Below are 12,131 nucleotides of genomic sequence, written 5' to 3' on the forward strand. Positions count from 1 at the left end.
CCCGCCACCGTCATCACCGTGGCACGCATGCACGGCCACGGCGCGCCCTCGCTGGACGCCCTGCTGCCGCGCACGGTGCGCGGCTTCAACCGCTGGAACAGCGGCGACACCGCCGCCCCGGTGACCGACATCCCGCGCATGGCGCCGGCCGCAGCGCCCAGCCCCGCGCCAGCGGTGGTCCAGCGCGCGGCCCAGGTGCTGGAGTTCCCCGTCGCCACCAGCAGCGAGCGTGCCGCCTACGTGGCCGGCACCTTCGACACCAAGGGCCGCGAGCTGGCCTACCTGCGCCAGTGCCTGGAGAAGCTGGGCCTGCGCGTCGTCACCGTCGACCTGGCCACCAGCGGCAAGCCATCGCCCGCCAGCGTGCATCCGCGCGAGGTGGCGCGGCACCACCCGCAGGGCGAATCCGCCGTGTTCAGCGGCGACCGCGGCACCGCCGTGACGGCGATGGCGCTCGCCTTCGAACGCTACGTGCTCACGCGGCGCGACCTCGGTGGCCTGATCTCGGCCGGCGGCTCGGGCGGCACGGCGCTCGCCACGCCGGCCATGCGCGCGCTGCCGGTGGGCGTGCCCAAGATGATGGTCAGCACCGTGGCCAGCGGCGACGTGCGGCCCTATGTGGGCCCGAGCGACATCTGCATGATGTATTCGGTCACCGATGTGCAAGGCATCAACCGCATCAGCGAGCGCGTGCTGGCCAACGCCGCGCATGCGCTGGCCGGCATGGTGACGCACCCGATGCCGGAGAGCGAGGCGCGCAAGCCCGCGCTGGGCCTGACCATGTTCGGCGTGACCACGCCCTGCGTGCAGATGGTCACCAAGCAGTTGGAGGAGGCCTACGACTGCCTGGTGTTCCACGCCACCGGCACCGGCGGCCAGAGCATGGAAAAGCTGGCGGATTCGGGCCTCTTGGCCGGCTGCATCGACGTCTCCACCACGGAGATCGCCGACGAGATCGTGGGCGGCATCATGTCGGCCGGGCCGACGCGGCTGGACGTGTTCGCGCGCCACGGCCTGCCCTGGGTCGGCTCGGTCGGCGCGCTGGACATGGTGAACTTCGGCGCACGCGACACGGTGCCCGAGCGCTTCCGCGCACGCCGCCTCTACCAGCACAACGCCAGCGTGACGCTGATGCGCACCACGGCCGAGGAGTGCCGCGCCATCGGCGCCTTCCTGGCGGCCAAGTGCAACGCCATGCGTGGGCCGGTGCGGCTGCTGATCCCCGAGGGCGGTGTCTCCGCCATCGACAAACCCGGCCAGCCCTTCCACGACCCCGAGGCCGACCGCGCGCTGTTCGACACGCTGGCCCAGCAGTTCCGCACCAGCAGCGACCACCAGCTCGTGCGGCTGCCGCACCACATCAACGACGAGGCCTTCGCCGATGCGCTGGTCGCCGCCTGGCGCCAGATCACGGCCCGCAACGAGGAACGCACCCATGCCACGCATCGCCAGAGATGAACTGCTGCGGCGCTTCCGCGCCAAGATCGCCGCAGGCCGGCCGCTGATCGGCGGCGGCGCCGGCACCGGCCTGTCGGCCAAGTGCGAGGAGGCCGGCGGCATCGACCTGATCGTGATCTACAACTCGGGCCGCTACCGCATGGCCGGGCGCGGCTCGCTGGCGGGCCTGCTGGCCTACGGCAACGCCAACGAGATCGTCTGCGAGATGGCACGCGAGGTGCTGCCGGTGGTGAAGCACACGCCGGTGCTGGCCGGCGTGAACGGCACCGACCCGTTCATGATCCCCGACCAGTTCCTGCGCCGGCTGATCGACCTGGGCTTTTCGGGCATCCAGAACTTTCCGACGGTGGGCCTGATCGACGGGACCTTCCGCGCCAACCTGGAAGAGACCGGCATGGGCTACGGGCTGGAGGTGGAGCTGGTGGCCCGCGCGCGCGCCATGGACCTGCTGACCACGCCCTACGTGTTCCGCGAGGAAGAAGCACGCGCCATGGCCCAGGCGGGCGCCGACATCATCGTCTGCCACCTGGGCCTGACCACCGGCGGGGCCATCGGTGCCGAGACCGCGATGCAACTGTCCGATTGCGTAGCGCCCATCAAGGCCTGGGCCGCCGCCGCCAAGGCGGTGAACCCGGACCAACTGGTGCTGTGCCACGGCGGCCCCATCGCCACGCCCGAGGACGCGCGCTGGATCCTCGGCCAATGCCCTGAACTGCACGGCTTCTACGGCGCCAGCTCGATGGAGCGGCTGCCCACCGAAATTGCTTTGACAGAAACCACCCGACGCTTCACGGAGATCGTTCTATGACCGGCGCTGAATTCGGCAGCTTCATCCTCGGCCTGATCGTGGTCGTCATCGTCGTGGCCATCGCGGTCTGGCTGCTGCACTGGCTGTACCTGCGCAGCAGCAAGGAGCGCGCCTTCGTGCGCACCGGCCTGGGCGGGCAGAAGGTGGTGCTCGATGGCGGCGCCTTCGTGCTGCCCATCGTGCACGACGTGATCCCGGTGAACATGAACACGCTGCGCCTGGAGGTCAGCCGCGGCCGCGACAAGGCGCTCATCACCAAGGACCGCATGCGCGTGGACGTGATCGCCGAGTTCTACGTGCGCGTGGCGGCCGAGCCGCAGGCCGTGGCCGCCGCCGCGCAGACGCTGGGCCTGCGCACCATGGAGCCCGAGCAACTCAAGGAACTGGTCGAAGGCAAGTTCGTCGACGCGCTGCGCACTGCCGCGGCCGAGATGAGCATGGAGGAGCTGCACGAGAAGCGCGGTGCCTACGTGAAGCGCGTGCGCGAAGCCGTGGCCGGCGACCTGACCATGAACGGCCTGGAGCTGGAAGCCGCCTCGCTGACGCAGCTGGACCAGACGGCGATGGAGTACTTCAACCCCAGCAACGCCTTCGACGCCGAGGGCCTGACGCGCCTGACCGAGCAGATCGAGCGCCGCAAGAAGCAGCGCAACGATGTGGAGCAGGACACGCTGATCGCCATCCGCAACAAGAACCTGGAGGCCGAGAAGCTGAGCCTGGACATCGACCGCGAGGCCGAGCACGCGCGGCTGCACCAGCAGCGCGAGGTGGAAGTCGCCCGCGCCCGGCAGCGCGCCGAACTCACCAGCGAACGCGCGCAGAGCGATCAGAACGCCGAGGGCGCGCAGATCACCGCCAAGCAGGCCATCGACATGGCGCGCATCCGCAGCGAGCAGAGCCTGGAGCAGGAGCGCATCAGCAAGGAGCGCACGCTGCAGGCGGCCGAGATCGAACGCCGGCAGTCGCTGGAACTGGCCGAGCAGCAGCGCGCGATTGCGGTGGCGCGCGAGAGCGAGGCGCTGTCGAACGCGCAGGCCGGGGCCGAGGTTGCGCGTGCGCTGGCGGTGGCGGCAGAAGAGAAGGTGTTCACCGCCCGCGAGGTGGAGATGGCCGAGCGCAAGAAGGCCATCGACCTGATCGGCGCCGCGCAGGCGGCCGAGCGCGAGGCCTTGCAGCTGACCACGGCGGCCCACGCCGAGATGACGGCCAGCGCCGACCGCGGCGCCGCCATCCGTGCGCAGGCCGAGGCCGATGCCGACGCCGACCGCATCCGCTCGCTGGCCATCCGCGTGCGCGCCGAGATCGAGGCCGAAGCCCAACGCTGGATGAACGAGGCGCAGAACGTGCTCTCGCCCGAGGCCCGCACCTCGGCGCTGCGCATGCGGCTGGTGGAGAAGGCCGAGGGCATCATCCGCGAATCGGTGCGGCCGATGGAGCGCATCGAGGGCATCAAGATCCTGCACGTGGACGGGCTGGGTGGTGGTGGCGGCAGCGGCGGGGATGGCAGCGGCAGTGGCGGCGGCTTCGCCGATGGCGTGGTGAACTCCGCGCTGCGCTTCCGCGCGCAGGCGCCGCTGGTGGACCAGCTGCTGCGCGAGATCGGACTGGAGGGCGGTGACATCCAACGCCTGGCCGGCAGTGCCTCGGGTGCCAACGTGGCGCTGCCACCGGCGCAGCAGAAATCCGAAGCGTCATGATCCGCCTGTACGTCTCCAGCGTGATCGAGGCCGGCGCCGACAACGTCTGGGCCCGCATCCGCGACTTCAACGGCCTGCCGCAGTGGCACCCGGGCATCGCCGACTGCCGCATCGAGAACGGCGAGCCGAGCGACCGCGTGGGCTGCATCCGCCACTTCCACACGCGCGACGGCGGCACCATCCGCGAGCGTCTGCTGGCTCTGTCCGACTTCGACTTCGCGCAGACTTACGAGATCCTGGAAAGCCCCATGGGCGTGGAGCACTACGTGGCCACGCTCAAGCTCACGCCGGTGACCGATGGCAACCGCTGCTTCGCCGAGTGGAGCGCCGAGTTCGATTGCGACGAAGGGCGCGAGCAGGAGCTGACGCGCACGATTGCGGACGGCGTGTTCCAGGCGGGCTTCGACGCGCTCAAGCGTCTATACCGTTGATGCTGCAGAAAGTCGTCCGCTCGACGGTGATCGACGCGCCCATCGCGCGCGTCTGGGCCGTGCTGCGCGACTTCAACAGCCACGACCAGTGGCACGACGTGGTCGCCGAAAGCCGCATCGAGGGCGGCGAGCGCAGCGACCAGGTCGGCTGCGTGCGCAGCTTCTCGCTCAAGGACGGCAACCGCATCCGCGAGCAGCTGCTGACGCTGGACGACCGCCAGTACAAGAGCACCTACTGCATCGTCGAGGCCACGGTGCCGCTGCTGCGCTATGCGGCCACCGTCACGCTCAAGCCCGTGACCGATGGCAACCGCACCTTCTGGCATTGGGAATCGACCTTCGCCACGCCGCCTGGCCGCGAGCATGAGTTGCGCGACATGGTGGCGCAGGGCGTGTACGAGGCCGGCTTCGCCAACCTGCGCCGGCACCTGCAGCGCGGCGGCGACCTGCGTGCGCCGGGCCAGGCCGCCATGCCGGTGGCCATCGCGCTGCCCACGCGGCGCGTGCGGCTGCAAGGCTACGGCGACGCGGCGCAGTTGCGCATGGAGGACACCGAGGCGCCGCCGCCCGCGCCGGGCGAAGTGCGCATCCGCCAGCGCGCCATCGGCCTGAACTTCATCGACGTGTACCAGCGCCGCGGGCAGATCCCGGCCATGCTCGCGCCCGGCGGCACGCCCGGCATGGAAGCCGCCGGCAGCGTGCTGAATTGCGGCGAGGGCGTGCACGGCTTCCTGCCCGACGAACGCGTGGCCTACCTGTGCCCGCAGCCGGGCGCCTACACCGGCGTGCGCAACGTGCCCGCGCAGTGGCTGGTGCGACTGCCGCCCGCGGTGGACGACGAGGTGGCGGCCGCCTTGCTGCTCAAGGGTCTGACCGCCGACGCGCTGCTGCACGATGTGGCCCCCGTGCGACCCGGCGCGCGCTGGCTGGTGCATGCAGCGGCCGGGGCGCTGGGCCAGGTGCTGTGCCAATGGGCCAGCCGCCTGGGCGCGCAGGTCATCGGCACCGTCTCGACCGAGGCCAAGGCGCGCATTGCACGTGCGCATGGCTGCGCGCAGGTGCTCGTGACGGCGGACTACCGATTCGCCGATGCGGCGCAGGCCCTGGGCGGCGCCGACGTGATCGTCGACGGCCTGGGCAAGCAAGCCCAGCAGGAGAACCTGGCCGCGCTGGCCCCCTGCGGCCACTGGATCAGCCTGGGCCAGGCCAGCGGCCCGCTGGCGCCGCTGGACCCGGATGCGCTGCTGGCCAAGTCCGCCACGTTCTCGCGCCCCATCGTGTTCGCCTATGTGGCGGAGCCCCAGGCACTGGGGCGCCGCGCTGCTCGCCTGTGGGCGGCACTGGCCGATGGCAGCATCAAGACGCCCACCATCGAGCGCTTCACGCTGGAGAGCGCGGCCCAGGCGCACGAGCGTCTGGAATCGCGCGAGCGCAGCGGCGCACTTGTCCTGATCCCCTAAGGGAGCTTTGCATGATCCTCGGCATGAACCACTTCACCGTGATCGCGGAGGACCCGCAGGCCACCATGGATTTCTACACCGGCATGGTGGGGCTGAAGGAGGGCTTCCGGCCCGACCTGGGGTTCCCCGGCGCGTGGCTGTACGGCGAGGACACCAAACACGCCATCCTGCACGTCTACTTCGACCGACCCGTGCCGGCCCAGCGCGCGGGCGTGATCGACCACATGGCGTTCACGGCCAAGGGGCTCAGGGAGGTCAAGGCGCGCTTCGACGCGGCGGGCTGGAAGTACGACCTGCGGCGCCAGGCCGGGGCGCTGTGGCAGCTGTTCTGCCACGATCCGAACGGGGCGAAGGTGGAGCTGGATTTCGACAAGGCGGAGGAGCCGTAAGCCTTCAATGCAAGTTTTCTTTGATAGCCCAGACGCAAATTAAAGAATGCTTTGATATGCGAGGAACTGACCGGCCAGAAGGAGAACTGCGGCTGCGCCCACGAGGCCTACGGGCTGGAGCGGGCGGTGACGCTGACGACAAGGGTCAGGTTCTGACACCCCGCGGCAGCCAGACGATCAGCCGGCGCGCAGCTCTTCGCGCAGGATCCTGCGCAGCGTTGCCGCGGTGACCGGCTTGGCATCCGGCTTCTCGGCTTTGGCCGGCGCCATGGCCGCACGCAAGGCCGCGTTGACCATGGTCTGGTATCCGGTGCCCTGCTGTTCGGCCTGTGCGCGGAAGAACGAGATCACGTCGTCGTCCAGCATGATCGTGATCCGGGTCTTGCCCGGCGACGCGAGCGCCGCGCCGCGCCTGGCCTTGCTGAAATCGTATTCGTCACGCATGGTATTGCTCCGCTTCGCCACGACTGGCCTTGCGCGCAGAGATCAACCGTAGCCGGTCGCCGCGCTGTGTGTGGATCACCACCAGGACCCGGCCGGCATCGTCCATGCCCAGCGTCACGAAGCGCTGCTCGCCTGGCACGTCAGGGTCTTCGATCGTCAGCGCATTGGCATCGTGCAGCGCCTGCTCTGCATGCGCAAAGCTGACGCCGTGCTTGTGCAGGTTGGACCGCGCCTTGGCCGGGTCGAACTCGATGTCCATCACCGGCATTATGCATATTGAATGCATATATTCAAGCGAGCCCACCGGGACGAAGGCGGCGCCGAAAGCTGCCTGGCTTCGGCGCGCCCTTTGGACTCACACCAGGTCGAACCGGTCCAGCTCCATCACCTTGGCCCAGGCCTGCACGAAGTCCGCCACGAACTTCGGTTGCGCGTCTGCGGCGGCATAGACCTCGGCCGTCGCGCGCAGCTGGGCGTTCGAGCCGAACACCAGGTCGGCGCGCGTGGCCGTCCACTTCGCTGCCCCCGTCTTGCGGTCGCGGCCTTCGTACAGCGGCTGCGCGCCGCCGGCGGACTCGGTCCACACGGTGCCCATGTCGAGCAGGTTGACGAAGAAGTCGTTGGTCAACTGGCTCGGCTTGTCGGTGAACACGCCATGCTGGGCATCGTCCACGTTCGCGCCGAGCACCCGCAGCCCGCCCACCAGCACCGTCAGCTCGGGCGCCGTCAGCGTCAGCAGCTGGGCGCGGTCGACGAGGAGCACCTCGGCCGGCACGCTGTAGCGGGCCTTCACGTAGTTGCGGAAGCCATCGGCCACCGGCTCCAGCGGCTCGAAGCTGGCCACATCGGTCTGCTCCTGCGTGGCATCGGTACGGCCCGGCGTGAACGGCACCTCCACCGCGTGGCCCGCATCGCGGGCCGCCTTCTCGACACCGGCGGCGCCGGCCAGCACGATCAGGTCGGCCAGCGAAATCTTCTTGCCACCGGCCTGGAAGTCGGTGCGGATGCTCTCCAGCTTCGCCAGCACCTGGGCCAGCTGCGCGGGCTGGTTCACGGCCCAGTCCTTCTGCGGCGCCAGGCGGATGCGGGCGCCGTTGGCACCGCCGCGCATGTCCGAGCCGCGGTAGGTGGAGGCCGAAGCCCAGGCCGTGGACACCAGCTGCGCCACCGTGAGGCCCGAGGCCAGCAGCTTGGACTTCAGCCCCACCACATCCTGCGCGTCGACCAGCGGGTGGTCGACCGCAGGCACCGGGTCTTGCCAGACCATCACTTCGGCCGGCACTTCGGGGCCCAGATAGCGGGCGCGCGGGCCCATGTCGCGGTGCGTGAGCTTGAACCAGGCCCGCGCGAAGGCGTCGGCGAACTGGTCCGGGTGGGCCAGGAAGCGGCGCGAGATCGCCTCATACGCCGGGTCGAAGCGCAGCGACAGGTCGGTCGTCAGCATGGTGGGCCGCTGCTTCTTGGTCTTGTCGAAGGCATGCGGGATGATCTCGGCGGCGTCCTTGGCCACCCACTGGTGCGCGCCGGCCGGGCTCTTCGTGAGTTCCCATTCGAAGCCGAACAGGTTCTCGAAGAAGTTGTTGCTCCACTGCGTGGGCGTGGTGGTCCAGGTGACTTCCAGGCCGCTGGTGATGGCGTCGGCACCGGCGCCGGTGCCATGGCTGTTCTTCCAGCCGAAGCCCTGAGACTCGATGCCCGCGCCTTCGGGCTCGTCGGCCACATGCGATGCAGCGGCGGCACCATGCGTCTTGCCGAAGGTGTGGCCGCCAGCGATCAGCGCCACGGTTTCTTCGTCGTCCATGGCCATGCGACCGAAGGTGTCGCGGATGTCGCGCGCCGCGGCCACCGGGTCGGGGTTGCCGTCCGGGCCCTCGGGGTTCACGTAGATCAGGCCCATCTGCACGGCGGCCAGCGGGTTCTCCAGGTCGCGCGTGTGCGGCGTCTTGCTGTCGTCGTCCTTCACGAGCACGCCGCGGTCCTTGTCCACGCCGGGCGAGCCCTGGGTGTAGCGCACGTCGCCGCCCAGCCACTTGTCTTCACGGCCCCAGTAGACGTCCTGGTCGGGTTCCCACACGTCGGGCCGGCCGCCGGCGTAGCCGAAGGTCTTGAAGCCCATGGTCTCCAGTGCCACGTTGCCGGTCAGGATCATCAGATCGGCCCACGAGATCTTGCGGCCGTACTTCTGCTTGATCGGCCACAGCAGGCGGCGCGCCTTGTCCAGGCTCACGTTGTCGGGCCAGCTGTTGAGCGGCGCGAAGCGCTGCTGGCCGCGGCCGGCACCGCCGCGCCCATCGCCGATGCGGTAGGTGCCGGCGCTGTGCCAGGCCATGCGGATGAACAGGCCGCCGTAGTGGCCGAAGTCGGCCGGCCACCAGTCCTGCGAATAGGTCATCAACGCGGCCAGGTCGGCCTTGACGGCGGCCAGGTCCAGCGTCTTGAACTCGGCGGCGTAGTCGAAGCCCGCGCCCATCGGGTCGGACTTGGAGGAGTGCTGGTGCAGCAGATCGACGCGCAGCTGCTTGGGCCACCAGTCGCGGTTGGTGCGCCCGGCGCTGCTCGCCTGGCTGAACGGGCATTTCGCGGGGGCTTGGTCTTGGCTCATCGGGGCTCCTGGTGCTGTTGTCGGGAAGAGGCCGGCCATTCTGGCGCCGAAGCGTGGCACCGGTGATACCTGTTTTCGATCGGCGCGATAGCCGCGCCAGTGGCTTCGCCGAGCCCTGCCCAGCCTTGGAGGATTCCAGCGTGCGCCGCCGGGCCTGCCGGCTGCGCAGGCGATGCCCTACTTGCGCGCAGCCTTCTTCGCGCCCACCGGCGCCGGGAGGCGGCCGCGCCGCGCCAGCGCCTCGCGCAGCAGGAATTCCACCTGCGCGTTGACACTGCGCAGCTCCTGCGCGGCCAGGCGCTCCACCTCCTCCCACAGGGCAGGATCGATGCGCAGCGCGAAAGCCTTCTTGTCGGGGCTCGCCATCGGGGTGCCTGCAGCGGCGCCGCCGCTCAGGTGTAGAGCGTGCCGGTGTTGATGACGGGCTGCGTGTCGTTGTCAGAGCACAGCACCACCAGCAGGTTCGACACCATGGCGGCCTTGCGCTCGTCGTCCAGCGTCAGCAGGTTGCGCTCGGACAGTCCGTTCAGCGCCGCCTCGACCATGCCCACCGCACCGGCCACGATCTGGTGCCGCGCGCTGACGATGGCCGTGGCCTGCTGGCGGCGCAGCATCACCTGGGCGATCTCGGGCGCGTAGGCCAGGTGCGTGAGCCGGGCATCGAGCACCTCCACGCCGGCACTGGCGAAGCGCAGGTTCAGGTCGTCGCGCAGGGCGTCGGCCACCGCGTCCAGGCCGGCGCGCAGCGTGGTTTCCTCCGGCGCCAGGTCTTCGCCGCTGTCGTAGGCGTAGAGCGTGGCCAGGTGGCGGATGGCCGCCTCGGCCTGGATGCTGACGAACTTGGTGTAGTCGTCGATCTCGAACACGGCGCGCGCCGTGTCCCGCACCCGCCAGACCACCGCGGCGCCGATCTCCACCGGGTTGCCGCGCTTGTCGTTGACCTTCATCGTGGAGGTGTTCAGGTTGCGTGCGCGCAGCGAGATCTTGGTGCCGCTCTGGAACGGGTTGGTCCAGCGCAGGCCATCTGTGCGGTCGGTGCCGACGTAACGGCCGAACAGCGTGAGCACTTTGGCCTCGTTGGGCTGCAGCATGTAGAGCCCGGGCACCAGCGCCGCGCCGGCCACGGCCAGCAGACCCGCCAGCGCCGGTGGCGCCCACTGGCGCGCCACGATGAGGCCTGCCGCCACGAACAGCAGCACGCTGATCGCCACCATCACGTACCCATCCCGCGAGCGGTAGCGGGTTTCGTCGAGTGCGGCGCGGGGCGGGGCGGCAGCCGGTGCGGTCATGGTCGTCTCCGAGAGAAAGTGATATCACTTTAGTATCTCGGCCATGGGCCGTCAAGCGCGCGCCACAACCGGCCCGTGCGCGATGCCGCTGGCCTGCATCGCCGCCTCCACTCTGGCCTGACAGCCCAGCACCACGGGTGCGTTGGCGCCGCCATGTGCCCGCCACCCGATGCGCATGCTGAACGCAGCCCATGGGCCAGGGCGGCCAGACCGAGCACCTTGCGGCACGGGCGGCGCTGGCCCGGTGGCCGCTGCCTCCAGGCGCCACCGCGGGGACTTGTGTGGCGCCCGGTGCACGCGGAACGCCCGATGCTTGCCAACTCCAGACAGTTACAACATAGTTCCGCCCAAGAAAACACAGAAGTGAGGGCATCTTGGACCATGCTTCCGACCCGGGCCTCGACGAGCGTCCGACGGTCTTGGCCGTCGACGATTCATCCGACAACCTGTGGTTGCTGTCCGGCCTGCTGAAGCCCAAGTACCGCGTGAAGCTCGCCAACTCCGGCGAGAAGGCCCTGCATCTCATCCAGGCCGACACCGCGCCCGACCTGATCCTGCTGGACGTGATGATGCCGGGCATGTCGGGCCACGAGGTGTGCCGGCAGCTCAAGGAGGCGCCTGCAACACGCCACATCCCCATCATCTTCCTGACGGCGATGGTGGGCGCGGACAACGAAACCCAGGGTCTCGCGCTGGGGGCCGCAGACTTCATCACCAAGCCGATCAATCCAGCCGTCGTGCTGGCACGCGTGGCCACGCAGCTGCAGGCCAAGGCCGGCGCCGACTTCCTGCGCAACCAGAACCAGTTCCTGGACACCGAGGTGCAGCGCCGCACGCGCGAACTGGCCGCCATCCAAGACGTGACGATCCTGGCCATGGCTTCGCTCGCCGAAACCCGCGACAACGAAACCGGCAACCACATCCGGCGCACGCAGCACTATGTCCGCACACTCGCCGGCGCATTGCAGCAGCATCCCCGGTTCCGCAGCGTGCTGGACGAGCACATCGTCGACATGCTCTACAAGTCGGCCCCGCTGCACGACATCGGCAAGGTCGGCATCCCCGACCGCATCCTGCTGAAGCCCGGGCGTTTCGAGCCCCATGAGTTCGAGATCATGAAGACCCACACCACGCTGGGCCGCGACGCCATCCAGCAGGCGGAGGACCAGCTCGGCATGCCGGTGGAGTTTCTCCAATATGCCAAGGAGATCGCCTACGGCCACCAGGAGAAGTGGGACGGCAGCGGTTATCCCCAGGGTCTGGCGGGCGACGCCATCCCGCTGTCGGCACGCATCATGGCGGTGGCCGACGTGTACGACGCGCTGATCAGCCGCCGCGTCTACAAGGAAGGCATGCCGCACGACAAGGCCGTGGACATCATGCGGCAAGGCCGCGGCAGCCACTTCGACCCCGACATCCTGGATGCCTTCCTGCTGCTGCTGCCCGAGTTCCAACGCATTGCGCAGCAGTTCGCCGACAGCGATGCAGACCTGGCCGAGAAGGCGCGCAGCCACGCGCTGGCCGCTGGCGACGTCGCCGGCCCGGCGTGAGCC

At 69.5% G+C, this 12,131-nt stretch carries 12 protein-coding genes; 7 read left to right on the forward strand and 5 right to left on the reverse strand.

Translation table 11 applies throughout. From position 1 onward, the window contains the following. Positions 1 to 198 precede the first annotated feature (198 nt). The 6 genes from DES41_RS38955 to DES41_RS35205 are packed head-to-tail and all read left to right on the forward strand — an operon-like array spanning position 199 to position 6,243. Positions 199 to 1,458: a Tm-1-like ATP-binding domain-containing protein gene (locus DES41_RS38955; RefSeq protein ID WP_245966029.1), complete on the forward strand. Its 1,260-nt coding sequence runs from the start codon at positions 199 to 201 to the stop codon at positions 1,456 to 1,458. Then, positions 1,436 to 2,266, forward strand: coding sequence for a phosphoenolpyruvate hydrolase family protein (locus DES41_RS35185; protein WP_114472336.1), 831 nt, complete (start codon positions 1,436 to 1,438; stop codon positions 2,264 to 2,266). Before DES41_RS38955 ends, DES41_RS35185 begins: the two co-directional genes overlap by 23 nt. After that, complete coding sequence (locus DES41_RS35190; RefSeq protein WP_114472337.1) at positions 2,263 to 3,963, forward strand: flotillin family protein; 1,701 nt, start codon at positions 2,263 to 2,265, stop codon at positions 3,961 to 3,963. Before DES41_RS35185 ends, DES41_RS35190 begins: the two co-directional genes overlap by 4 nt. Further along, the gene (locus DES41_RS35195) at positions 3,960 to 4,394 is read left to right on the forward strand and encodes an SRPBCC family protein (RefSeq protein WP_114472338.1); all 435 of its coding nucleotides are present in this window, start codon (positions 3,960 to 3,962) and stop codon (positions 4,392 to 4,394) included. The genes DES41_RS35190 and DES41_RS35195 overlap by 4 nt, the downstream gene beginning before the upstream one ends. Continuing rightward, entirely contained in the window at positions 4,394 to 5,854 is a 1,461-nt protein-coding gene (locus DES41_RS35200; RefSeq protein ID WP_114472339.1) for an SRPBCC family protein, read from the forward strand. Before DES41_RS35195 ends, DES41_RS35200 begins: the two co-directional genes overlap by 1 nt. Positions 5,855 to 5,865: 11 nt before the next feature. Continuing rightward, the gene (locus DES41_RS35205) at positions 5,866 to 6,243 is read left to right on the forward strand and encodes a VOC family protein (protein ID WP_114472340.1); all 378 of its coding nucleotides are present in this window, start codon (positions 5,866 to 5,868) and stop codon (positions 6,241 to 6,243) included. Between the two features lie 177 nt (positions 6,244 to 6,420). Here the strand turns inward: DES41_RS35205 and DES41_RS35210 are convergent, their stop codons facing one another. The 5 genes from DES41_RS35210 to DES41_RS35230 all read right to left on the reverse strand — a co-directional run bounded on the left by DES41_RS35210 (position 6,421) and on the right by DES41_RS35230 (position 10,578). Beyond that, positions 6,421 to 6,687, reverse strand: a complete 267-nt coding sequence (locus DES41_RS35210) for a BrnA antitoxin family protein (protein WP_114472341.1) — start codon at positions 6,685 to 6,687, stop codon at positions 6,421 to 6,423. Next, a complete protein-coding gene (locus DES41_RS35215; protein WP_114472382.1) occupies positions 6,680 to 6,946 on the reverse strand; it encodes a BrnT family toxin in 267 nt (88 codons plus the stop codon). Before DES41_RS35215 ends, DES41_RS35210 begins: the two co-directional genes overlap by 8 nt. A gap of 96 nt (positions 6,947 to 7,042) precedes the next feature. Beyond that, positions 7,043 to 9,289, reverse strand: a complete 2,247-nt coding sequence (katG, locus tag DES41_RS35220; protein WP_114472342.1) for a catalase/peroxidase HPI — start codon at positions 9,287 to 9,289, stop codon at positions 7,043 to 7,045. Positions 9,290 to 9,466: 177 nt separating this feature from the next. Then, positions 9,467 to 9,655 carry a type II toxin-antitoxin system antitoxin gene (locus DES41_RS35225; protein ID WP_114472343.1) on the reverse strand — a complete coding sequence of 63 codons (189 nt, stop codon included), beginning with the start codon at positions 9,653 to 9,655 and terminating at the stop codon, positions 9,467 to 9,469. 26 nt (positions 9,656 to 9,681) lie between these two features. Further along, entirely contained in the window at positions 9,682 to 10,578 is an 897-nt protein-coding gene (locus DES41_RS35230) for an SPFH domain-containing protein (protein WP_114472344.1), read from the reverse strand. 374 nt (positions 10,579 to 10,952) lie between these two features. On the opposite strand from DES41_RS35230, the gene DES41_RS35235 reads away from it, so the two are divergent. Then, positions 10,953 to 12,128 (forward strand): response regulator, encoded by a 1,176-nt coding sequence (locus DES41_RS35235; protein WP_114472345.1) that lies wholly within the window; start codon positions 10,953 to 10,955, stop codon positions 12,126 to 12,128. Positions 12,129 to 12,131 lie beyond the last annotated feature (3 nt).

Source organism: Pseudorhodoferax soli (assembly GCF_003337555.1).
Lineage (GTDB): Bacteria > Pseudomonadota > Gammaproteobacteria > Burkholderiales > Burkholderiaceae_C > Pseudorhodoferax > Pseudorhodoferax soli.